This window comes from Enterobacter sp. CGMCC 5087 (genome assembly GCF_003144775.1).
GTDB lineage: Bacteria > Pseudomonadota > Gammaproteobacteria > Enterobacterales > Enterobacteriaceae > Enterobacter > Enterobacter cloacae_M.
Map to the genome: position 1 here is coordinate 39,292 of NZ_QFXN01000248.1, position 21,736 is coordinate 61,027.

Annotated in this window: 21 protein-coding genes; 5 read left to right on the top strand and 16 right to left on the bottom strand. The window is 56.9% G+C overall.

What is annotated here, in order from left to right:
• Positions 1–31 precede the first annotated feature (31 nt).
• From DEO48_RS22240 to DEO48_RS22250, 3 genes are read right to left on the bottom strand one after another with little or no spacing between them, the layout of a single operon-like run.
• The gene (locus tag DEO48_RS22240; protein ID WP_023310857.1) at positions 32–994 is read right to left on the bottom strand and encodes a YbhN family protein; all 963 of its coding nucleotides are present in this window, start codon (positions 992–994) and stop codon (positions 32–34) included.
• The gene (clsB, locus tag DEO48_RS22245; protein ID WP_109846304.1) at positions 994–2,232 is read right to left on the bottom strand and encodes a cardiolipin synthase ClsB; all 1,239 of its coding nucleotides are present in this window, start codon (positions 2,230–2,232) and stop codon (positions 994–996) included. The genes DEO48_RS22240 and clsB overlap by 1 nt, the downstream gene beginning before the upstream one ends.
• Positions 2,229–2,990, bottom strand: a complete 762-nt coding sequence (locus DEO48_RS22250; RefSeq protein ID WP_023334979.1) for an endonuclease/exonuclease/phosphatase family protein — start codon at positions 2,988–2,990, stop codon at positions 2,229–2,231. The genes clsB and DEO48_RS22250 overlap by 4 nt, the downstream gene beginning before the upstream one ends.
• A gap of 133 nt (positions 2,991–3,123) precedes the next feature.
• On the opposite strand from DEO48_RS22250, the gene DEO48_RS22255 reads away from it, so the two are divergent.
• Positions 3,124–3,534, top strand: coding sequence for a YbhQ family protein (locus tag DEO48_RS22255; RefSeq protein ID WP_014883088.1), 411 nt, complete (start codon positions 3,124–3,126; stop codon positions 3,532–3,534).
• On the opposite strand, the gene DEO48_RS22260 is transcribed toward DEO48_RS22255, so the two are convergent.
• From DEO48_RS22260 to cecR, 5 genes are read right to left on the bottom strand one after another with little or no spacing between them, the layout of a single operon-like run.
• A complete protein-coding gene (locus tag DEO48_RS22260) occupies positions 3,496–4,602 on the bottom strand; it encodes an ABC transporter permease (protein ID WP_109846305.1) in 1,107 nt (368 codons plus the stop codon). The two genes, DEO48_RS22255 and DEO48_RS22260, sit on opposite strands and share 39 nt — an antisense overlap.
• Positions 4,603–4,611: 9 nt before the next feature.
• Positions 4,612–5,745 (bottom strand): ABC transporter permease, encoded by a 1,134-nt coding sequence (locus DEO48_RS22265; protein WP_109846306.1) that lies wholly within the window; start codon positions 5,743–5,745, stop codon positions 4,612–4,614.
• Positions 5,735–7,474 carry an ATP-binding cassette domain-containing protein gene (locus DEO48_RS22270; RefSeq protein WP_109846307.1) on the bottom strand — a complete coding sequence of 580 codons (1,740 nt, stop codon included), beginning with the start codon at positions 7,472–7,474 and terminating at the stop codon, positions 5,735–5,737. Before DEO48_RS22270 ends, DEO48_RS22265 begins: the two co-directional genes overlap by 11 nt.
• Positions 7,467–8,462, bottom strand: a complete 996-nt coding sequence (gene hlyD, locus DEO48_RS22275) for a secretion protein HlyD (protein WP_109846308.1) — start codon at positions 8,460–8,462, stop codon at positions 7,467–7,469. The genes DEO48_RS22270 and hlyD overlap by 8 nt, the downstream gene beginning before the upstream one ends.
• On the bottom strand, positions 8,459–9,136 hold the full coding sequence (cecR, locus tag DEO48_RS22280; protein ID WP_109846309.1) for a transcriptional regulator CecR: 678 nt from the start codon (positions 9,134–9,136) through the stop codon (positions 8,459–8,461). The genes hlyD and cecR overlap by 4 nt, the downstream gene beginning before the upstream one ends.
• Positions 9,137–9,343: 207 nt before the next feature.
• On the opposite strand from cecR, the gene rhlE reads away from it, so the two are divergent.
• Complete coding sequence (gene rhlE / locus DEO48_RS22285) at positions 9,344–10,729, top strand: ATP-dependent RNA helicase RhlE (protein WP_109846310.1); 1,386 nt, start codon at positions 9,344–9,346, stop codon at positions 10,727–10,729.
• A 97-nt stretch (positions 10,730–10,826) separates the two neighbouring features.
• Positions 10,827–13,004 (top strand): ATP-dependent DNA helicase DinG, encoded by a 2,178-nt coding sequence (gene dinG / locus DEO48_RS22290; RefSeq protein ID WP_109846311.1) that lies wholly within the window; start codon positions 10,827–10,829, stop codon positions 13,002–13,004.
• On the opposite strand, the gene DEO48_RS22295 is transcribed toward dinG, so the two are convergent.
• The 5 genes from DEO48_RS22295 to DEO48_RS22315 form a co-directional block, all read right to left on the bottom strand.
• Positions 12,991–13,494, bottom strand: a complete 504-nt coding sequence (locus DEO48_RS22295) for a fimbrial protein (RefSeq protein WP_109846312.1) — start codon at positions 13,492–13,494, stop codon at positions 12,991–12,993. The two genes, dinG and DEO48_RS22295, sit on opposite strands and share 14 nt — an antisense overlap.
• Positions 13,491–14,483, bottom strand: a complete 993-nt coding sequence (locus tag DEO48_RS22300; protein WP_109846318.1) for a fimbrial protein — start codon at positions 14,481–14,483, stop codon at positions 13,491–13,493. The genes DEO48_RS22295 and DEO48_RS22300 overlap by 4 nt, the downstream gene beginning before the upstream one ends.
• Positions 14,484–14,503: 20 nt before the next feature.
• The gene (locus tag DEO48_RS22305; RefSeq protein WP_109846313.1) at positions 14,504–17,047 is read right to left on the bottom strand and encodes a fimbria/pilus outer membrane usher protein; all 2,544 of its coding nucleotides are present in this window, start codon (positions 17,045–17,047) and stop codon (positions 14,504–14,506) included.
• A gap of 25 nt (positions 17,048–17,072) precedes the next feature.
• On the bottom strand, positions 17,073–17,747 hold the full coding sequence (locus DEO48_RS22310) for a molecular chaperone (protein WP_109846314.1): 675 nt from the start codon (positions 17,745–17,747) through the stop codon (positions 17,073–17,075).
• Positions 17,748–17,815: 68 nt separating this feature from the next.
• Positions 17,816–18,352, bottom strand: coding sequence for a fimbrial protein (locus DEO48_RS22315; RefSeq protein WP_109846315.1), 537 nt, complete (start codon positions 18,350–18,352; stop codon positions 17,816–17,818).
• 266 nt (positions 18,353–18,618) lie between these two features.
• On the opposite strand from DEO48_RS22315, the gene ybiB reads away from it, so the two are divergent.
• Positions 18,619–19,581, top strand: coding sequence for a DNA-binding protein YbiB (gene ybiB, locus DEO48_RS22320; RefSeq protein WP_109846316.1), 963 nt, complete (start codon positions 18,619–18,621; stop codon positions 19,579–19,581).
• A 115-nt stretch (positions 19,582–19,696) separates the two neighbouring features.
• On the opposite strand, the gene ybiJ is transcribed toward ybiB, so the two are convergent.
• From ybiJ to mcbA, 3 genes are all read right to left on the bottom strand, one after another.
• Positions 19,697–19,957, bottom strand: coding sequence for a DUF1471 family protein YbiJ (gene ybiJ, locus DEO48_RS22325; protein ID WP_023310874.1), 261 nt, complete (start codon positions 19,955–19,957; stop codon positions 19,697–19,699).
• Positions 19,958–20,242: 285 nt separating this feature from the next.
• The gene (locus tag DEO48_RS22330; protein WP_029739810.1) at positions 20,243–20,509 is read right to left on the bottom strand and encodes a DksA/TraR family C4-type zinc finger protein; all 267 of its coding nucleotides are present in this window, start codon (positions 20,507–20,509) and stop codon (positions 20,243–20,245) included.
• 122 nt (positions 20,510–20,631) lie between these two features.
• A complete protein-coding gene (mcbA, locus tag DEO48_RS22335) occupies positions 20,632–20,898 on the bottom strand; it encodes a DUF1471 family periplasmic protein McbA (protein ID WP_109846317.1) in 267 nt (88 codons plus the stop codon).
• Between the two features lie 243 nt (positions 20,899–21,141).
• Between mcbA and DEO48_RS22345 the strand changes: the two genes are divergently transcribed.
• On the top strand, positions 21,142–21,736 hold a 595-nt coding region (locus tag DEO48_RS22345), incomplete at its 3' end, for an RlmF-related methyltransferase (protein WP_181367043.1).

The window sequence follows — 21,736 nt, forward strand, 5'->3', positions numbered from 1 at the left end:
TAAAAACGGCAACAAGATTGCCGTTTTGCTTTTATTTCGCTAACGCCTTCTCGTTCTTCGCTCTCAGCTTTTTCGCCCGACTCTCCAGCACCAGATAACATACCGTTGCCAGCGCCAGCGGCAGGAAGTAATACAGCATGCGGTACGCCAGCAGGGCGGCGATAATCGTTCCCTGAGAGACATGCTCCCCGGCCAGCAACGCGATAAAGACCGCCTCCAGCACGCCGATCCCCGCCGGGATATGCACAATTACGCCCGCAATGCTGCTCACCAGCAGCACGCCCAGCACGAAGAAGTAATTCACGTCCTCGCCAATCAGCAGCCAGATAATGGCCCCCATCGCCATCCAGTTGGCGCTGGAGACGGCCATTTGCAGCACTGCAAACTTCCATGAGGGCAATACCAGCTTTTGCCCCTTGATGGTCATATGGCGGCGTTTAGCAAAGGCGCAGGCCCATAGATACACGGCGATGATGAGCAGCAGTACGATGCCCAGAATGCGCAGCGTGGCCTCATCGATATACCAGTGCGCGGGTAGCTGCACCACGCCGATAGTGAAGATCACGCCGCCGAGCAGAATATAGCCCAGCCAGTTGGTGGTGATGCTTAACGAGAAAATGCGCGTGATGGTCCCGCCCGGCAGGCCGAGCCGCGAGTAAAGGCGATAGCGCATGCCAATGCCGCCGACCCAGGTGCTCAGCGTCAGGTTAAAGGCGTAGCAGATAAACGACACCAGCATCACCTGACGTTTGGCCAGCTTGTGGCCGCAGTAGGCGCGGCCCAGCAGGTCATAGCAGCCGTACATCAGGTAGCTGACAATAACCAGCCCCACAGCGCCCAGCAGCACCATCCGGTTATAGTTGCGGATGACTTTCCACACCTCCTCCCAGTCAACTTTCTGCGCGTAGACCACCAGCAGAACCGCGACCGCAATAAAAAACAGCCAGGTCAGGATCTTTTTTGCCAGCCGCCAGCGCGGATGCGATTTCGACATCAGGGTTTGCCTCCGTCTTCTGCTTCAACGCGGTCCTGGGTTTCCATTTCGGGTTGTACCGGCGGATCCACCTGCGCTAGCTTCGGCGTATGCGCCGGCAGCCAGCCGACCATGGCCGGGAAGTGGCGCAGGAAGTGGAACACCACCACGCTGATGCCCAGGTTCCACCAGGTACGTTTAGGGACCATGGACTCGTCCACGCGCACGCTGTCGTTAACGATTAGCGCCTGCAGGTTATCCCGCAGGGTCTGGTTAAACTGGCGATCGTGAATGATCAGGTTAGCCTCGAGATTGAGCGATAAGCTCAGCGGATCGAGATTACTCGAACCCACGGTGGCCCAGTGATCGTCCATCAGCGCCACTTTGCCGTGCAGCGGTCGGCGGCGATATTCGTAGATCTGTACGCCGCCCTTCACCAGATAGTTATACAGCAGGCGTGCGCCCACTTTGACAATCGGCATATCCGGCTCGCCCTGCACAATCAGCTTCACGCGTACCCCGCGTCTTGCAGCACTGCGCATGGCGTGCAGCAGGCGATAGCCCGGGAAAAAGTAGGCGTTAGCGATAATCACTTCGCGCTTCGCGTTGGCGAGCATCTTGAGATAATGACGTTCAATGTCGTCCCGGTGCTCGCCGTTATCCCGCCAGACGAAAAGAGCCTGCGCTTCGCCGGGCTTCCGGTTCTCTTCCGGGCGATGGCGGCGTCTCCACCAGCGGCGAACGGCCTCTTTACCCGGCAGGTTCTCCAGCTCAAACAGTAAGATGTCCTGCACCACGGGGCCTTCAATGCGAATGGCGTAATCCTGCTTCGCTTCCGGGCCGTAGTCGGACATATGCTCCGCGGAGTAGTTAATGCCGCCGACAAACGCCACCGTCTCATCCACCACCACAATTTTGCGGTGCATCCGGCGGAAAAGGTTGGTCCGCATGCCGAACAGGCGAGGGCCGGGATCGTAGTAGCGAAACACCACGCCCGCGGAGGTCAATTCATTCACAAACGCATCGCTGAGATCCGGCGAGCCATAGCCATCAAGCAGCACTTCAATTTTGACGCCGCGCCGGGCGGCGCGCAGCAGCACGCTATGCAACTGTTTGCCCACGTCGTCTTCGAACCAGATAAAGGTTTCGAGGATCACCTTCTGCTGTGCATGGTCAATCGCTTTAAATACGGCCGGATAATACTCGTCCCCGTTGACCAGCAGCGTGATTCGGTTGCCTTCCTGCCAGGAACATTTCATAGGTGGATCTCCGCGCTGAGCGGGGCATGGTCGGAAAGATGCCGCCAGTTAAGGAGCGCCAGGGCGGTCGGGCTGCTTGCGTGGGCATTTTTCACGTAGATGCGGTCAAGCCGAAGCAGCGGGAAACGGACCGGGAAGGTGCGCGCAGGCCTGCCGTTGGCGCGAGTAAAAATCTCTTCCAGCCCGGCATCCACTTTCAACGGATGGTTTGCCCGCTGTCTCCAGTCGTTGAAATCGCCCGCTACCACCACCGGTTCACCTTCGGGAAGGGCGTTGGCCCATTCGGCCAGCATTTTCAGCTGTGCCTGACGATGGGCTTCGCGAAGGCCCAGATGAACACAGCCAACATGGACAGGTCGCTCGAGGTCTGGCGGCGTAATGCGGCAGTAAAGCAGGCCGCGTTTTTCGCTTTCCCCGACGGAAACGTCGCGGTTTTCATAATGTTCAATGGGGTAACGGGACAGTACCGCGTTTCCGTGATGTCCTTCCGGATAGACCGCGTTGCGGCCGTAGGCGTAGTCACTCCACATGGTGTCGGCCAGAAATTCATAGTGCGGCGTGTCGGGCCAGTTCTCAAAGTGGAGCGGATGCACTTCGTGTGCGCCCATCACCTCCTGCAGGCAGACAATATCCGCGCTGACGGTGCGTACCGCGTCGCGCAGCTCCGGTAAAATGAAGCGGCGATTAAATGCTGTGAAGCCCTTATGAATGTTTATCGTCAGCACCTTAAGCGAGAAATGCTGCATTTTTTGAGTCATAAGCTCCTTCCTGAGTGACTATCCCAATGAAAATAAAGTGTAGTCGTCGTCACAAAAAGATGCGGCGTTACGGAATTTTCCGTAAAGTGCGGTAGTCTGATTAAGCAGAGAAAAATCCTTCAGGAGAGAAGCCATGAAGTGGCAACAACGTGTTCGTGTCGCAACTGGCCTGAGTTGCTGGCAGATAATGTTGCATTTACTGGTCGTGGCCGTACTGGTGATGGGCTGGATGAGCGGCACGCTGGTGCGTGTTGGCCTGGGGCTATGCGTCCTTTATGGCGTCACCGTGCTGTCGATGCTGTTTTTACAGCGCCACCATGAAGCGCGCTGGCGCGAGGTGGGTGATGTGCTCGAAGAGCTCACCACCACCTGGTATTTTGGCGCGGCGATGATCGTGCTTTGGCTGCTGTCGCGCGTGCTGCAAAACAACCTGCTGCTGGCCCTGGCCGGTCTGGCTATCCTCGCAGGGCCTGCGGTGGTCTCGCTGCTGACCAAAGAGAAAAAGCTACGCAATGTTGCGTCTAAACATCGCGTACGCCACTGAGCCCGTCGTGGCCGCTATGACCAGTAGCGGCCACAAACTTCCCCAGACAATATCCAGACTCGCATCCTTCAGATAGATTTGCTTGGTGATGTCCGTAAAGTGCCGAATCGGGTTTACCCACGTCAGATCCTGTAGCCACACCGGCATGTTCTCGACGGGTGAAACATAACCCGAGAGCAAAATCGCGGGCATCATAAAGACGAACACCCCGATAAAAGCCTGCTGCTGCGTCGAGCAGAGCGCCGAGATCAGCAGTCCAAACCCCACCAGCGACAGCCCGTAAATCACCATAGTGAAGTAAAACAGCGCCAGCGAACCGGCGAACGGGATCTGGTAGGCCCATATTCCCACCCCCAGCACGATGGTGGCCTGGAACGTCGCGACGATCAGCGCCGGGACCGCTTTGCCGACGAAAATTTGCCAGGTGGCGAGCGGGGAGACCAGCAGCTGGTCCAGCGTGCCCTGTTCACGCTCGCGGGCGACGGACAGGGAAGTCACGATCATCACCCCGATAGTGGTGATCATGGCGATCAGCGACGGTACCACGAACCACTTGTAGTCCAGATTCGGGTTGTACCAGTTACGCACCACCAGCTCGCTGTTGTTGGGCTTCGGTTTGCCCGCCATCAGCTCCTGCTGGTAATCCTTGACCACCTGTTGCAGGTAGTTGGCCGCGATCTGGGCGCTGTTGGAGTTACGCCCGTCGAGGATCAGCTGCATCGGCGCGGTCTGGAAGGTATCCAGATTGCGGGAGAAATCCGCCGGGAACCGCACCAGCAGCAGCGCTTTTTGTGTGTCAATGGTGGGCTGGATCTCCTGCGGGCTTTTCAGCAGCAGGATGTGGGTAAAGGCTTTTGCACGGGCAAAGCGCTGCGTCAGCTCGACGGAATGTTTGCCGTTATCTTCGTTGTAAATGGCAATGGTGGCGTTGGTCACCTCAAGGGTGGCGGCAAACGGGAACAGTAAAACCTGGATCAGCACCGGCAAGACCAGAATGGCGCGGGTTTGCGGCTCGCGCAGCAGGGATTGCAGCTCTTTGCGTATCAACGTCCATAATCGGTGAAACATGTTCGCTCCTTAATCTAACCGCCGTTTGGTTTTCATCCACGTCAACCCAATAAACATCAATGCTGACGCCATTAAAAACAGCGTGTTGACGATCAGCACCACCGGAATATTCCCCGCCAGGAACAGGCTTTGCAGCGTGCTCACAAAGTAGCGCGCCGGAATAACATAGGTCACGGCGCGGATCACCGCAGGCATACTGTCTATCTGGAAGATAAACCCGGACAGCATAATCGACGGTAAAAAGGCGGCGTTGAGGGCCACCTGCGCGGCGTTGAACTGGTTGCGAGTGATGGTGGAGATGAGCAGCCCCATGCCCAGCGTGCTGAGTAAAAACAGGCTGGTGATAAAAAACAGCACCACCAGCGAGCCGCGATACGGCACGCCGAGGATAAAGACCGAGACAAGCATGCAGAGCAGCATCGCCAGCATGCCGAGGAAATAGTAGGGGATGAGCTTACACAGCAGTAGCTCGACCCGCGTCACTTCGGTAGAAAGCAGTGCCTCCATGGTCCCGCGCTCCCACTCGCGGGCGATCACCAGCGAGGTCAGGATCGCGCCAATCACCGTCATGATAATCGTCACCGCGCCCGGAATAATAAAGTGCTGACTGATGGCGGCGGGGTTAAACCAGTAGCGCGTCTGCACGTCGATGAGCGGTTTAAATTCTTCACCCCGATCTTCCGCGCGCTGCATCTGCCAGAGCTGCCAGATCCCCTCCGCGTAGCCCTGCACGAAGTTGGCGGTGTTCGGCTCGCTGCCGTCGGTAATCACCTGGATCGGCGCATCGGCATTCGCCCGCGCCATATTGGCGGCGAAATCCACCGGAATGACGATCAGACCGCGAATTTTCCCGGCCTGCATTTTCTGAATCAACTCCTGCCTGTTATCGCTGATGGTGGCGTCAATGTAGGGCGATCCGGTCATGGCGTGAGTAAAGTCCAGCGCATCTTCACTCTGCTGCTCCAGCAAAATCCCGACCCGCAGCTTGCTGGAGTCCAGGTTAATGCCGTAGCCAAAGATAAACAGCAGCAGCAGGGGGATCACCACCGCAATAAGCCAGCTGCTGGGGTCACGCACGATCTGCCGCGTCTCTTTAATGCACAGTGCGCGCACCCTTCGCCAGGAAATGGCATTACTGCTCATGGGCATTCTCCTTATCCCAGTCGTGGATGAGGGTGATAAACGCCTGCTCCATGGTCGGGTCCGGAACTTCATCATCGGCGGCCTGGTTTTTCAGGTCGTCCGGGGTGCCGTGGGCAATCAGCTTGCCGCGATACACCAGCCCGATGCGGTCGCAGTACTCCGCCTCGTCCATGAAGTGGGTGGTCACCATCACGGTCACCCCTTTTTCCACCATGCTGTTGATGTGCAGCCAGAACTCGCGGCGGGTAATGGGGTCAACGCCTGAAGTCGGCTCATCAAGAAACAGAATATCCGGCTCGTGCATCAGCGAGCAGGCCAGCGCCAGCCGCTGCTTAAAGCCGAGCGGCAGCTCGTCGGTGGCGTGGGAGGCAATGTTGGTTAAGGCGAAGGCGTCGCTCATGCGGCGGATTTTCTCGTTCTGCGCGCGCCCGCGCAGGCCGTACACGCCGGAGAAAAAGCGCAGATTCTGCTCGACCGTCAGGTTGCCATACAGCGAAAACTTCTGCGCCATATACCCGAGATGCTGGCGCGCCTTGCCGGAGCTGATCTTCAGGTCCATATTCAGCACCAGCGCCTTGCCGGACGTCGGCACCAGCAGGCCGCACATCATCTTAAAGGTGGTCGATTTTCCCGCGCCGTTCGGCCCGAGCAGGCCAAAAATCTCCCCGCGTTTAACCGCGAAATTGACGTTATCGGTGGCGGCGAAATCCCCGAACTTTTTGGTGAGGGATTTGGCTTCAATCACCGTCTCGCCCGGCGTGCCTTCCACCGTGTGCAGAATGGCGGCAAGCGGCGACTCTGACGTACCCGCGCCGCCCAGCAGGTCGATAAACGCGTCCTCAAAGCGCGGCGCGGTCTCTTCCATCTCGATCTCAGGCATGCCGGGCGCTCGGCGAATCTCGTCGGCGGTGGCCTCTTTTTTGAGAATAATGCGCACCGAGCGGCCCTGGATCATCCCGTCGCTGACCTGCGGCAGCCTGAGCACCCGCTGCAGCAGCCTGCGGTTGGACTCCTGCGGGCTGTGCAACAGGAAGCTGCGCCCGGCCATGCTCTGCGTCAGCGTCGTCGGCTCGCCCTGATAAAGCAGTTCGCCTTCGTTCATCAGCAGCACGTCCCGACACTGTTCCGCTTCGTCGAGGTAGGAGGTGCTCCAGAGGATCAGCATCCCGTCGCCCGCCAGCTCGTGCACCATCTGCCACAGTTCACGGCGCGAAATCGGGTCTACGCCGACGCCGGGCTCGTCCAGCAGCAGCACTTTCGGCTCGCCGACCAGCGTGCAGGCCAGCCCTAGCTTCTGCTTCATCCCGCCGGAGAGCTTGCCCGCCAGCCGATCGGTGAACGGGCCGAGGGAGGTAAACTCCAGCAGGCGCGCGAAGGTTTTCTGCCGCGTTTCGCCGGTGACGCTGCGCAGGTCGGCGTACAGGTTCAGGTTTTCCATCACCGTCAGGTCTTCATACAGGCCAAACTTCTGCGGCATATAGCCGAGCATGGCGTGAAGCGCGCCGTCGTCCTCGATCGGGTCAAGACCAAGCACGCTGGCGCTTCCTTCATCCGGCTTCAGCAGCCCCGCCAGCATCCGCATCAGGGTAGTTTTCCCCGCGCCGTCCGGACCGACCAGCCCGGTCACATAGCCTTTCTGAATGGTGCAGTTCAGCGGCGCGACGGCCGGTTTGTCCATTCCCGCGAAGCGTTTGACCAGATTGTTGAGCTGAATAACCGCGTCATTCATGTCGTTCCCCGTTGTCTACTTTTACGGTGACGGGCATGCCCTGACGCAGCGCGTCGTCCGCATCGGTGACGATGATGCGCAGGCGATACACGAGGTCGGTACGCAGGTCCGGTGTTTCAACGGTTTTCGGCGTGAATTCGGCGGTAGGGGAGACAAAGCCCACCTTGCCGTGATAAGGCTTGTCCGGGCGGCCGTCGGTATAGAGCAGCAGCTCGCGGCCCGGCTGCATCTGGCCGAGGTTTGGCTCATCAACGTAGGCGCGTACCCAGACCGGGCGGGTCAGGGAGAGCGTTAAGACGGTGCTGCCGGCGCTGAGCATGCTGCCCGGCTCCACGGCGCGGGTCATCAGCGTGCCGTCAGACGGCGCGATTAAGGTGGTGTCGTGCAGATCAAGCTCTGCCTGAGCCAGCTGCGCCTGCGCCTGTTCAAGGCTGGCTTTCGCCTGGGCGATATCCTGGGGGCGGTTACCGGTGTGGTACTGGCTTAATTTATCCTGCGCGGACTTCAGCGTGGCCTGCGCCTGGTCGCGGGACGAGCGCGCATTTTCCAGATCGTTAGCGGAAATGGTGCGGCTTTTCCACAACCCCTGCTGGCGCGCGTAGAAGTTCTGCGCGTAGTCATAGGCGGCTTGCGCCTGCTTAACGGCGGCGGCGGCCTGGGCAATCTCTTCGTCGCGATACCCTGCCAGCATCAGGTCATACTGCGCCTGGGCGACGGACACGCCCGCTTTGGCCTGCAGCAGCGCATTTTCATAGGGCGCTTTATCCAGCATCCCCAGCGTCTGCCCGCTTTTAATGGCATCGCCTTCGTCCACGTTCAGCGAGGCGAGACGTCCGCCTACGCGGAAGCTCATGTTCACCGTACGAATATCCACGTTACCGTACAGCGTCAGGCCTTTATCCTGATGGCTCTGATACCACAGCCATCCACCGACTCCGGCGGCAAACAAAACAACAACCACCAGAATGATGGCGACAGGTTTTTTCATGACTTCAGGCTCCTTTGCGTTAAGCCTTGCAGGATCAGATCGACGTGACAGGCGATGACCTGGCCAATCTGCGCGGCTTTATCCTCATCAAATTGTGTCCAGCCGGTGCGTAACAGGATGGTTTCCCTGCCCAGACGGAAGGCAAGAATTTCACCCAGCAGGGCGTGGGTATGCAAAACTGTCTCGGTATCACTGGCGTCCCGACCGGTATAGGCGGCGATCAGCCGGGTCAGGTACGAGTGCATTGGCTCAATCACCCGATCGTGTACCCGCTGGTAGGCGACTGTCGGGGAGAGCTGCTCCCGGGAGATAAACTTGCTCAGGTTGAGCGTATCGTCGTGCGTCAGCAGGCGGATCATATCGTGGCAGGCGTTGAGAATAAGCTGGCGAACGGCGGCGCGATCGGGCGACGGCTGGCCGAGCAGCGCGGTGGCTTCCTCAACGTGCGGGTGAAACTGCGTGCCGATAAAATCGGCGATCCACTCGGCGCAGGCGAGGTATAAATCCTCTTTTGAGCCAAAATAGTAGGTAATAGCCGCAATGTTCTGCCCGGCCAGCGCGGCAATATCGCGCGTGGTCGCATGCAGCCCGTACTCACCAAACTGCGCCAGCGCGGCGGCGATAAGCTGATTTTTGGCCTGTTCACCTTTGGTTGTTGTGGGTGTCGTATTCATGGTGGCATTAAGAATTAATCAATCGATTGATTAAGATTATGCCTGAATCACGCTAACGTCGAGGGAACGCTGAGGGATATTTTATGCGCTACGTCACAAAAGCTGCTACACTCCGCCCCTTCGCGACATTGTGGTTTTTGTCCTCCCCTATTCGTTATATCTCCCTGAAAACTACACCTGTGATGGTCGGGGCGGTTCGGAGTTTTTATGTCTTTTGATTCCCTTGGCCTGAACCCGGAAATTCTGCGCGCGATCGCAGAACAGGGCTACGTTGAGCCAACCCCAATCCAGCAACAGGCTATTCCTGCCGTCCTGCAGGGCCGTGACCTGATGGCCAGCGCCCAGACCGGCACCGGTAAAACCGCGGGCTTTACGCTGCCGCTGTTAGAGCTGCTGGTAAAAAACCAGCCGCACGCCAAAGGCCGTCGTCCGGTTCGTGCCCTTATCCTGACCCCAACCCGCGAACTGGCAGCCCAGATTGGTGAGAACGTGCGTGAGTACAGCCGCTACCTCAACATTCGCTCGCTGGTGGTCTTCGGCGGAGTCAGCATCAACCCGCAGATGATGAAGCTGCGCGGCGGCGTTGACGTTTTGGTTGCTACCCCAGGCCGCCTGCTGGATCTGGAGCATCAGAACGCGGTTAAGCTGGACCAGGTTGAAATTCTGGTGCTGGACGAAGCCGACCGCATGCTCGACATGGGCTTTATTCACGACATTCGCCGCGTGCTGGCCAAGCTGCCTGCGCGTCGTCAGAACCTGCTCTTCTCCGCGACCTTCTCCGACGAGATCAAGGCGCTGGCGGAAAAGCTGCTGCATAACCCGCTGGAAGTGGAAGTGGCGCGTCGCAACACCGCCTCTGAGCAGGTGACGCAGCACGTTCACTTTGTGGATAAAAAGCGCAAGCGGGAACTGCTCTCCCAGATGATCGGCCAGGGTAACTGGCAGCAGGTGCTGGTCTTTACCCGCACCAAGCACGGTGCCAACCACCTGGCGGAACAGCTGAATAAAGACGGCATCCGCAGCGCGGCGATCCACGGTAACAAGAGCCAGGGCGCGCGTACCCGTGCGCTGGCAGACTTCAAATCCGGCGACATCCGCGTGCTGGTGGCGACCGACATCGCTGCCCGTGGCCTCGACATTGAAGAGCTGCCGCACGTGGTGAACTACGAGCTGCCAAACGTGCCGGAAGATTACGTTCACCGTATCGGTCGTACCGGCCGCGCGGCGGCAACCGGTGAAGCGCTTTCTCTGGTCTGCGTGGACGAGCACAAGCTGCTGCGCGACATCGAACGCCTGCTGAAGAAAGAGATCCCGCGCATCGAAACCCCGGGTTACGAAGTGGATCCGTCGATCAAAGCCGAGCCGATTCAGAACGGTCGTCAGGGCGGCGGTGGACGCGGTCAGGGCGGCGGCGGTCGCGGTCAGCAGCCGCGTCGTGCCGAAGGCGGCGCGCCGAAATCATCCGGCAAACCGCCGCGTCGCAACAACGACAGCAAACCGGCGGGTGAAAGCCCGTGGCGCAGCGGCGAAGGGAAACCGGCAGGGGAAGGGCAGCGTCGACGCCGCCCGCGCAAGCCTGCTAACCCGCAGTAATCTGGAAGCCCGGTCGTAAAGCCGGGCTTTTCTTTTTGCGGCAGCGAAGAGAAAGTGCCACAATAGTGGCTGTTTATACAGTATTTCAGGTTTTCCAATGGCTTTAACCGCTGCGCTTAAGGCGCAAATTGGCGCATGGTATAAGGCGCTACAGCAGCAGATCCCCGATTTTATCCCCCGAGCGCCGCAGCGGCAGATGATTGCCGACGTGGCAAAAACGCTCGCCGGGGACGACGGCCGACATCTGGCGATTGAAGCCCCGACCGGCGTCGGGAAAACCTTGTCGTATCTCATTCCCGGCATCGCGATTGCGCGGGAAGAGGACAAAACGCTGGTGGTCAGCACCGCCAACGTGGCGCTGCAGGATCAGATCTTCAGCAAAGATTTACCGCTGCTGCGCAAAATTATCCCCGACCTGCGGTTTACGGCAGCCTTTGGGCGCGGGCGTTACGTGTGCCCGCGTAACCTGGCGGCGCTTGCCAGCAGCGAGCCGAATCAGCAGGATCTGCTCGCGTTTCTGGATGACGAGCTGACGCCAAACAATAAGGCCGAGCAGGAGCAGTGTGCAAAACTCAAAGTCGAGCTCGACGGCTATAAGTGGGACGGCCTGCGGGATCACACCAGCCAGGCCATCAGCGACGATCTGTGGCGCAGGCTCAGCACCGACAAAGCCAGCTGCCTGAACCGCAACTGCCACTACTACCGCGAATGCCCGTTCTTTGTCGCCCGGCGCGAAATTCAGGAAGCCGAAGTGGTGGTGGCTAACCACGCGCTGGTAATGGCGGCGCTCGAGAGCGAAGCGGTGCTGCCGGAGCCTAAAAACCTGCTGCTGGTGCTTGATGAAGGTCATCATCTGCCGGACGTGGCGCGTGACGCGCTGGAGATGAGCGCCGAAATCACCTCTCCGTGGTTCCGCCTGCAGCTGGATCTCTTCTGCAAGCTTGTGGCGACCTGCATGGAGCAGTTCCGCCCGAAAACTACGCCGCCGCTGGCGGTGCCGGAGCGGCTGAGCGACCACTGTGAAGAGGTCTATAGCCTCATTTCATCCCTGAACAACATCCTGAATCTTTATCTTCCGGTAACCCAGGAAGCCGAACACCGCTTTGCCATGGGCGAACTGCCGGAAGAGGTGATGGAGATCTGCCAGCAGCTGGCGAAGCATCTGGAAAAGCTGCGCGGGCTGGCGGAGATGTTCTTAAACGATCTCAGCGAGAAAACCGGCTCGCATGACGTGGTACGTCTGCACCGCGTTCTGCTGCAGATGAACCGCGCGCTGGGGATGTTTGAAGCGCAAAGCAAGCTCTGGCGGCTGGCCTCGATGGCGCAGGCGTCCGGCGCGCCGGTCACCAAATGGGCCACTCGCGAAGTGCGGGACGGGCAGGTTCATCTCTTTTTCCACTGCGTGGGCATCCGCGTGGCCGATCAGCTGGAAAAGCTGATCTGGCGCAGCGTGCCGCACGTGGTGGTCACCTCTGCCACGCTGCGCTCCCTGAACAGTTTTTCTCGTTTGCAGGAGATGAGCGGGCTCAAAGAGAAAGCGGGCGACCGTTTCGTGGCGCTGGACTCGCCGTTTAACCACTGCGAGCAGGGCAAGCTGGTCATTCCGCGCATGAAATTCGAGCCGCTCATCGACAACGAGGAGCAGCACATCGCCGAAATGGCGGCCTACTTCCGCGAGCAGGTCGAGAGTAAAAAGTACCCCGGTATGCTGGTGCTGTTTGCCAGCGGGCGGGCGATGCAGCGCTTCCTCGAACACGTCACCGATTTGCGTTTGCTCCTGCTGGTGCAGGGCGATCAGCCGCGCTACCGGCTGGTGGAAACCCATCGCAAGCGCATTGATAACGGCGAGCGCAGCGTGCTGGTGGGTTTACAGTCGTTTGCTGAAGGTCTGGATTTGAAAGGGGACTACCTGACGCAGGTGCATATCCATAAAATCGCCTTCCCGCCCATCGACAGCCCGGTAGTGATCACCGAGGGGGAATGGCTGAAAAGCCTCAACCGCTATCCGTTTGAGGTGCAGAGTTTGCCTGCGGCGTCGTTTAACCTGATTCAGCAGGTCGGCCGCTTGATTCGTAGCCACGGCTGCTGGGGCGAGGTGGTGATTTATGACAAACGTCTGCTCACCAAAAATTACGGCCAACGGCTCCTGAACGCGCTGCCGATCTTCCCGATCGAACAGCCGGAGGTGCCGGAGATAAAAAAACGCCCGGCAAAACAGGCTGCCGGGCGTAGAAAAAGCTTCCATGCTAAGAGGCGCGGTCCTACTGATAGGTAAAGGTCACCTGCACCACGCTGCTGAAGGTGCCTGCGGTAACGGGCACCGAGGTGGTGTAATAGCGGGCGGCCAGTGGGAAATCGACGGTGTGTTCCTGCTGGTTAATGACCCGGTTAACGCTTACTCCCGGCGCAATCATGATCTGGTCCTGAGGGGCGGCAAGCTCCAGCGCAAGCCCTTTCGCCGTGCCGGTGTTAGCAAATGTGATCGGATAGGCGCTGTCCGACTGGCCGTGAAAGGTGGCGGAGGCCAGCACGGCGGTGGTCGGACATTTCGACAGGGTGATGTCAAACGATTTCCACATGCCGGTATCACCTACACCCTTAAAATCGCTGACATTCGCCTGGCCCAGATCGATCGTCAGGTTCTGGCTGGCGCTGTCCACCTGACAGGCGTTGGCGTAAATATTGCCGCGAATATCAAGCTGGATCTCATCCGCCAGGCTCTGGCAGGTGAGTCCAATCAGTAAAACCGTCAATAACGTTTTCATTTGTAGGCCACCGTAATGGTTGCGACGGCGTTAGCCGGGCCAGGCGTCACCTCCGCGCTGGTTTGTTGATAGGAGACGCTGAAGGGGTAATGCGCCTGAATGTTTGCGCTGGCGGCATATGTATCCATGTATTGACCAAAAACAGGTGGCTGACCGTTAAAGAGCATTTTCACCCCCACCCCGGTCGCCACGCCGCTTTCCGGCGTTAATTTGATCACACCGGGAAAATTCGTTTCATAGCCATTGGCGCTGGCGATCATCATTTCCGGCTGTACATCCCGATCGCAGAGCATGCCGATAATAAATACCGATTGGGAAACCACGCTTCCTGCCCCGGTAAAGCGGCTCACCGGAAAATCACCCAGCGTGATGGTCAGGGATTTGGGTGACACCGTGCAGGTCACCGCTTTTACCTGAACATTGCCTGAGTAAGAGAGGGTGTTAGGGTCACCGAGGGCCTCAATGCGTCCAACTGCAAGGTTAAATTGCGTATTGCTCATCGTCAGTGCGCCAGAAGCCACGGTTTCGCTGGTTTTTACCAGTTCCAGCATCACGTCAAAGCTAAACGGGATTGTACTGTCGCTGTTTATCGTACCGGAGACCTGGCCTACGGGGGTGTTCGCCGAACAAACCTGGTCCGCCGCGCCGGTCACGCGCTGTCCTTTATCATTTCTTAGCGAGATGCCGACACCCGCAACGCCTGTTTCATAGACGCCGGGGAGCCCGGGGATCTCTTTGCCAAAGCCGTTGTAGCACGCGATGATTGGCTGACCCGCATCCGGCGCGTAGTAACAGTTTCCCGATATGTGGACAGCGCGTTCAGTTCCCGGAATGGTGGACCCCACGGGCAGGCTGGTGGGGACCGAAATCGACGCTAATGAAAGTAGCGCGGGCAGATTCGGCGATTGGCAAGAAGCTTTCGCGTGCGGCATAAAGAGCGCGGCGGTCGCCAGAACGATAAGTAAGAAAAACGATTTTGCTATCTGCATCATGGTCTGTCCGGAGTTAATCAGTGGCACTGCGCGGCAGCGTTAATAATGTTGGTGTCGTCCTTTTCCTGCATTAGGGCGTAATCGGCGACGCACCGTTCGTTCGCCTCCTTGCCCCAGGAAATGAAAAGGCGTCCCTGCTGCGGCAGGCCGGTGAGATACACCTGTCCGTCATTGCCGACAATAAATTCAATGCTCTTATCTTCCGTGGTGACCGTTGCGCCAAAGGGCAGCGGTTTGTCTTTCCAGGCCAGCGTCATTAAGACGCGGTTGCCCACGCGAGTATCGAAGCTGGCGCGAACTATCGCGCCGCGTGTTGGTGTCACCGTCTGCGAGGCGTGTGTCACGTCGGCATCTTCTGGCAGCGTCTCGGTATCCAGCGAAATTGGGTTGTGGCGCCACGGTGTGACAAAGGGCACCAGCGTATAGCCGCGATAGTCCGTTTCCACGCCCGTCTGGTTGGCAACGTGCGTGCCGTGTGTTCCCGGCGCTTTAATCAGCACCACGGTTTCGCCCAAGGTCTGACCAAAGGTGACGCCGTCAGAGTGGGCGACGATGCCGCCCTGGATCCCGGCGTTCACGGTATGCTGATGGCTGTCCTGGCTTATGCCACCTTGCACTTCACCGTAGGTGCCTTTGTAATCCGCATTCATACTTGTGGATGTGTTGTTATTGGCGCTGTCCAGGCCCTGCTGAACGTTCCAGCTCAGCTTGTCTCCCTCCAGCGCGGTACCATTCAGGCCAAGGTTGTGGGTGGTGCCGTCTTTACTGTTGTTCAGGCTGTAATTTGCCCAGGTGTTAGGCAGCCAGCGGTCGAGCGGAACCGACACGTTGAGGCCGATTTGTCGGTCATAGCTGATGGATTTACCGTCCTCGTCCATGTCGTCGCTGTTTTTATTGACGCTGTAGCTCAGGCTATAGCTCACGCCGTGCCAGCTATTGTTGTAGTTAACGCTCAGGGAGGTCATATCCTGACTCTGGCTCCAGTAACTCTCCTTCACCAGGCTGAGCGTCACCGAACCCCACTTGTCGCCAAGCCTCTGGTCGACGGTGGTCTCCGCCCGTGCGCGGCGCTGCTGTGGAGCGGACCAGTCGTTTGCACTGGTCCGGGACTCCATGGTGTCCTGCAGGGTGTAAAAGCCTTTGCTGTTGTAGCGATAACCCGCCAGGGAAAAGTTAGTGCCGGTCGCGGTAATATTTTTGCTGTAGCGCAGACGAAGGGATTGCCCATTGCTGGTTTTGCGCTTTTCCAGTAACGCTTTGGCGCGGGTAACGTCTAAGGAGAACGCGCCGAGGTCACCAAAGTTTTTCCCTGCGCCGAGCGCGGCGGAGTGGTAATGCGAACTCTGCTGCGTACCGCCGTAAACGGTGACGCCATGTGACAGACCATAGATGGCGCTGCCCTGGGCGAAAGGGGGCTTCTCAATCTCTTTATCGTATGAACGGTAGCGCCCTGCAGCGATGCTGTACTTCAGGTGTTTTTCCCGCTGCAGCACCGGCACGGAGGCAAACGGCACCACGAAATGACTCTCGCTGCCGTCGGTCTCTTTTACCGTGACGTTCAGATCGCCGCTGCTGCCGGTGGGGTAGAGATCGTTAATCTCAAACGCGCCGGGAGCGACGGTGTTTTGATAGATAACGTAGCCATTCTGACGAACCACCACCTGGGCGTTACTGTGCGCCGTACCGCGTACCACCGGGGCATAACCGCGCTCGCTGTCGGGCAGCATGTCGCTTTCGGTAGCCAGCTGTGCGCCAGTGTAAGAGACACTGTCGAAAACGTCGGCCTGGGTGCTGCTCTGCCCCACGGTCAGTTCGCTCTTGAGCCCCACGATATCGCGCTGGGCATAGGTATAAACCGGGGTCAGCTTGCCGTCGTCCTGACCGCCATCCGAATTGTGGTTCCAGGTGCTGTAATTACGCACGCGCCAGGCACCGGTGTTAAAACCGGGCCGCAGGTTAATAAACTGGCTGCTGTTGTCCGCTTTCCCATGCTGGCGGGCGTGGCTTTGGCTGACGTTAACGCTATAGTTCAGGATGCCCGCGGTGATCCCTTCGTCATACTCTTTCGGATCTATATAGCCACGGGGCACCTGGCCCAGCGCCGACTGGGGAATACTTAGCAGTAGTTGCTGGTTTTTGATGCGGAAAGTCGCCGAGGCCGAAGGGATTGCGCTAAGATCCGCGCATTCCCCTTTTGCCGCCAGCTTTGGATAATCTTTGGTTTTGATGCCCAGATGCGTTAATTCATCCAGACTCAGGCATGGCTGCAGGGAATTATCTCCCTGCGCATCTTTTTGTAATGTAAAAAGGACGTCACGGGTGTCGATTTTATTGTTATTGACGAACATCGTGACCTGATATTTGCCTGGCGCCTGACCGGGACCTTTTTCATAAACAGAGAGATCGGTCTTTGCCTGCTCTGGATTATCAATATCCAGCAGGGCAGGGTTAAAATAATCATCAGCGTGGGCCTGCAGCGCGCAGCATGTCACCGCTATCCCACAAAAAGTGGGCAGCATTTCACGCAGTCGACGTAATAGCGGCTTAGTTGTGCTGTACATGATTATCCAGGCGTCGAATAGAGTATTAACGAATGGATGCAGACCAGGTTTTACTGATGCTTCCGTAATCGTTAATGACCGACCAGCTCACGGTGTTACCGTTCATATTTGCCGGAAGGGCAAAGCGGGTAGAGGTTTCTGGCACAGCCCAGGTGGCTTTTGCCACTTTTTGGCCGTTCAGCGTTACGCTCTGGAAATTCATATAGAAAGGCGTGGGGTTGTTGACCACCAGATCATTACCTTCGCGGTGCCATTCCAGTTTATCTGCCACTTCTTCGGGTTTGCCTTTAATCGATGCAGGGCGATACAGCAATTTAATACGGGTGTTGATGGCTATTTGTAATGTATTAACGCCCTCTTCATGACGTGAAGAAGGAATGGCTTTAATATTTAACCAGTATAACGACTCGCGATCTTCTGGCATATTTCCGCCGGTGCGCACCACACGTAACACGTTATCTTCTTTAGCGTTCAGACGGAACAGAGGCGGGGTAATCAGAAATGGCGCTTTACCGCCTCTTTTCAAACCGGTATCCACCCCGGACTGTACCAGATAGTCAATATCATCCGGATTGGAAATCCCAATCGAAGACTCTTTTTTCTCTCCCTGATAAACCAGTCGGGTGCCATTAATAATCACACCTGCATGGGCTGTTACTGCGGTCAGTAAAAGTGCGCTTAATAAATAACGGTGTCGCATAAATCTGTCTCAAAGAAAGAGGAGATATTAACCTTTACGTGAAGGTTAATATCTCCTTATTGATCGTATCAGTTATAAATAACTGTAAAAGTAGACGCAGAGTTAGCCTGTCCGGCAGTGATCGATTCCTGAGTCTGAATATAACGTGCGCCAAACTCCAGATGATTTACCGTCGTGCCAGCAGCTAAAGGATATTGCTTTGAAGGCGTATATAAACTGACTGGCTGGTCGGAAGAATCAACCAGCTGAATCGCCACGCCAGTTGCCGTCGCCGCACCCGGGGTCAAGGCCAGCGTGGTGTTATTATCCGCATCTGGCGTACCACCGAAGTTGATGGCTGCAGACGTGACCGTTTCCGGGCAGTCTTTTAACTGAATATCAAATTTCGTTAAGGTGCTGGTAGAGCCTGCGCCAGTAAATGCTGTTTTGGAGACTTTGCCCAGCGCAATATTCAGTGGACTGCTTATGCCGTTAACCACCTGACAGGCGGAATCGATAATTTCACCTGTGAAGTTAATTTGCCCTTCACCGGTGGATGCCGCGAAAGAAGATGCAGAGCATCCCATAGCGGCAGCAATGAATAAACCTAAAGTGACTTTTTTCATATTTAAACCTGTATGTTTCTCCTTTCGACCTTTGCATCCCGCATTATTCGAAGTTATGTCTCAACTACTCACCGCCGGCTATTTAATCAGAAAACTCAGACAGGGAAAGATCCCGCGTGGCTTCCAAATAATTCAATTAATTCTTGCAAAATAGTTTTTCTTACCAAAACAATTGATTATAAAAAACCGCAGGATGGGCAAAAAAACTAACAGCGGCGTTATCATCAGGGCTATATTGTTGATAACCTGCTGTAAGGAGAAATGTCGTGGATTATCGTAAAATTATCAAAGAGGTAGGGCGCGGGAAAAATCATGCCCGCGATCTGGACCATGAAACCGCGCGTGCGCTTTATACACGCATGCTGGAGGGCGACGTCCCCGACCTGGAGATGGGGGGCATTCTGATCGCGCTGCGTATCAAAGGCGAAGGTGAAGCAGAGATGCGCGGGTTCTATGAAGCCATGCAGGCGCAAACGCTGTGCTTAACGCCGCCGGTGGCAAAACCGATGCCGATCGTGATCCCGAGCTACAACGGCGCGCGCAAGCAGGCAAACTTAACCCCGCTGCTCGCTATCCTGTTACACAAGCTGGGGTTCCCGGTGGTGGTGCACGGTGTAAGCGAAGATCCCACCCGCGTGCTGACGGAGACCATTTTCGGGATGCTGGGCATCGAGCCAACGCGTCATGCCGGTCAGGCGCAGGCGAAGCTGGATGGCCATCAGCCTGTTTATATCCCGGTCGGCACGCTCTGTCCGCCGCTGGAAAAGCAGCTCGATATGCGCTGGCGCATGGGCGTGCGCAATAGCGCGCACACGCTGGCGAAACTGGCCACGCCGTTTGGCGAAGATGCCGCCCTGCGTCTTTCCAGCGTTTCGCATCCGGAATACGTGGCGCGCGTGGGGCAGTTCTTTGAGGCAATTGGCGGAAGGGCGTTACTGATGCACGGCACGGAGGGCGAGGTTTATGCGAACCCGCAGCGCTGTCCGCAGGTGATGCTGATCGATTCTGCCGGAACGCGCGCCGTTCTGGAACGCGGGGAAGAGAATAGCGGTGTGATATTGCCTGAGGCAAAAGATCCCCATACCACAGCCCACTGGATTGAGCAGTGTCTTGCCGGAAATGTTCCTGTTCCGCATTCGATTAAGCTGCAGATGGCCTGCTGTTTGCTGGCAACCGGAGAAGTGGAATCCGTCCAGGCCGGCCTTGAACGCGTGGCACAGGCGTTTTAGACAAAAAAAGCCCGTCCAGTGGCGGACGGGCAAGCAAGGGTAACAACAACAGGGTCAATGAGGGTGGAGCAGCTCACCAGAGGGTATGGCGAGGGGACAGCATTCGTTCAGGCGATTATTTGTAGATAACCGCGGTACCGCTCAGCTTGTTATTGCCGTTAGCGGAGGTAATGGTGTATCCGCTTGCACCGGCAGCAGCGGCTTTCTCTGCCAGTTTGGCTTCCAGACCGTCCAGGGTGGTTGCGCCATCAGCACTCACCACACCGACTTTGTTCATGTTCTGTGCCTGAGTAGAAGAGACAGGCTCGACAGCGAAAGCGCCGAAAGACAGAGCGGACAGGGCAACAGCAGCTACAGCATATTTGATGGTTTTCATAATTAATCTCTCGCAGATGTTTCTGTTAAGGGGACGATGTTCCGTCGATGTGATAAGTATCACGGTTTTTTGCGAGTGATAAAATCGAAGAGAATTGACGTGGTTGCTCAAAAAAATTGAATGACAAATAACTTATTGAATATTAATAAATTCAAAGCACCACTTTACACTTCTTGCGGATGCGCTTTACAGAAGAGATACGAAGGGCACGTTTTGCTACGCGTCTGGCTAAAAACCGTGAGCGTAAAGGAACGCGCGCGCTCGGTTAGCTTTGGTAAAGCAAAGTCAACGTAACTGGCTGTCTTTCGAACCTCTGCGATTATATCCTGAGTGTGATGCATTTTTTGAATCTTTATGCTGCTGGCACGTGATACAAAGCCGCACGCCGGGAATGGCTTTTCGGCGCGCCTCCGGAATGGGTTCTCCGCATTCCTCGCATTCCGTTAGGCTTTCACCGCGCGGAATTTCACCGCGGGCACGCGCAACCGCATCTTCAATTGTACTGTTGATCTGTTCGTTAACAGCGTCGTCATTTGCCCAGCCGGAAGCCATAGCGTCCTCCTGAAATCGGTTTAGGCCATACGTTTACTATGGGGTAAAAAAATGAACAATCAAGGCGAGGGGAGAAGAGAACTGCACCCGTTGGGCAGATGCAGTCTTGCTGTAGAGACAGGTTATTTATAGATAGTCGCAGTGCCGTACATATGGTTATCTCCGCCAGCGGAGTTCACTACGAATCCTTTTGCACCTTCCTGACGGGCTTTTTCGGCGAGCTTAGCCTGTAGATCGTCAAGGTTACTGGCACGGCTTACCGAAACGGTGCCAGCATGACGTAGCTGGCTCGTATCGGTACTTTGGGTCAGTGACTGAACGGCCATGGCAGAGAAGGACGCGGTCGCCAGGGCGGCTGCGATAACAGCAAGGGTCAGGTACTTTTTCATAATCACATCCTCATGAGGAAACAACAGGTGATTCCCTTTAAGTTTAGAAGCCCGACGAGTGTGACTTAGCGCAAATATTTGATGATGATCTGCTTATTTTTTGAACGATATAAATTGACAATTCGCTGACGGATCATAGACATAAAGGTGTTTGATTTATGGCGATTTTTTGAACGCCGCAGAGAAAGATTTACCGCTGGGCCAGCAAAGGGTATCTTACGCCGCTGTTTAAAGGAGAATGCCATGACTGCCCAAAAGCCGGGATTGCACCCGCGAAATCGCCACCGCAGCCGCTACGACATGAACGCGTTATGCCTGAGCTGTCCGCCGCTGCAGGACTATCTTGTTCAGACCCCTGCGGGTGAACCCTCGGTCAACTTTGCTGACCCGCAGGCGGTGAAAATGCTGAACAAAGCCCTGCTGGCGCATTTTTACGGTGTAGCTCACTGGGATATCCCGGAAGGCTTTCTCTGTCCACCTGTGCCGGGCCGCGCTGACTACGTTCATCACCTTGCCGACCTCCTTGCCGAAGGCAATGAGGGTGTCGTTCCACAGCTGGCCACCATTCTGGATATTGGCACCGGGGCGAACCTGATTTACCCGCTGATCGGGGCGCATGAATATCAGTGGCGCTTTACCGGAAGCGAAATCGGTGACGAGGCCTTTGCCAGCGCCCAGGCGATTATCAGCGCTAACCCGGGATTGAGCCGCGCTATTCGCCTGCGTCGTCAGAAAGACGCGGCGTCGATCTTCAACGGCATTATTCACAAAAACGAAAGCTATGACGCCACGATGTGCAACCCGCCGTTCCATGATTCGGCGGCATCGGCCCGTGCAG

Bases quoted from the DNA above. Each gene is read 5' to 3' on its own strand.
- DEO48_RS22240 (WP_023310857.1), bottom strand. From the start codon at position 994: ATGTCGAAATCGCATCCGCGCTGGCGGCTGGCAAAAAAGATCCTGACC.
- clsB (WP_109846304.1), bottom strand. From the start codon at position 2,232: ATGAAATGTTCCTGGCAGGAAGGCAACCGAATCACGCTGCTGGTCAAC.
- DEO48_RS22250 (WP_023334979.1), bottom strand. From the start codon at position 2,990: ATGACTCAAAAAATGCAGCATTTCTCGCTTAAGGTGCTGACGATAAAC.
- DEO48_RS22255 (WP_014883088.1), top strand. From the start codon at position 3,124: ATGAAGTGGCAACAACGTGTTCGTGTCGCAACTGGCCTGAGTTGCTGG.
- DEO48_RS22260 (WP_109846305.1), bottom strand. From the start codon at position 4,602: ATGTTTCACCGATTATGGACGTTGATACGCAAAGAGCTGCAATCCCTG.
- DEO48_RS22265 (WP_109846306.1), bottom strand. From the start codon at position 5,745: ATGAGCAGTAATGCCATTTCCTGGCGAAGGGTGCGCGCACTGTGCATT.
- DEO48_RS22270 (WP_109846307.1), bottom strand. From the start codon at position 7,474: ATGAATGACGCGGTTATTCAGCTCAACAATCTGGTCAAACGCTTCGCG.
- hlyD (WP_109846308.1), bottom strand. From the start codon at position 8,462: ATGAAAAAACCTGTCGCCATCATTCTGGTGGTTGTTGTTTTGTTTGCC.
- cecR (WP_109846309.1), bottom strand. From the start codon at position 9,136: ATGAATACGACACCCACAACAACCAAAGGTGAACAGGCCAAAAATCAG.
- rhlE (WP_109846310.1), top strand. From the start codon at position 9,344: ATGTCTTTTGATTCCCTTGGCCTGAACCCGGAAATTCTGCGCGCGATC.
- dinG (WP_109846311.1), top strand. From the start codon at position 10,827: ATGGCTTTAACCGCTGCGCTTAAGGCGCAAATTGGCGCATGGTATAAG.
- DEO48_RS22295 (WP_109846312.1), bottom strand. From the start codon at position 13,494: ATGAAAACGTTATTGACGGTTTTACTGATTGGACTCACCTGCCAGAGC.
- DEO48_RS22300 (WP_109846318.1), bottom strand. From the start codon at position 14,483: ATGCAGATAGCAAAATCGTTTTTCTTACTTATCGTTCTGGCGACCGCC.
- DEO48_RS22305 (WP_109846313.1), bottom strand. From the start codon at position 17,047: ATGTACAGCACAACTAAGCCGCTATTACGTCGACTGCGTGAAATGCTG.
- DEO48_RS22310 (WP_109846314.1), bottom strand. From the start codon at position 17,747: ATGCGACACCGTTATTTATTAAGCGCACTTTTACTGACCGCAGTAACA.
- DEO48_RS22315 (WP_109846315.1), bottom strand. From the start codon at position 18,352: ATGAAAAAAGTCACTTTAGGTTTATTCATTGCTGCCGCTATGGGATGC.
- ybiJ (WP_023310874.1), bottom strand. From the start codon at position 19,957: ATGAAAACCATCAAATATGCTGTAGCTGCTGTTGCCCTGTCCGCTCTG.
- DEO48_RS22330 (WP_029739810.1), bottom strand. From the start codon at position 20,509: ATGGCTTCCGGCTGGGCAAATGACGACGCTGTTAACGAACAGATCAAC.
- mcbA (WP_109846317.1), bottom strand. From the start codon at position 20,898: ATGAAAAAGTACCTGACCCTTGCTGTTATCGCAGCCGCCCTGGCGACC.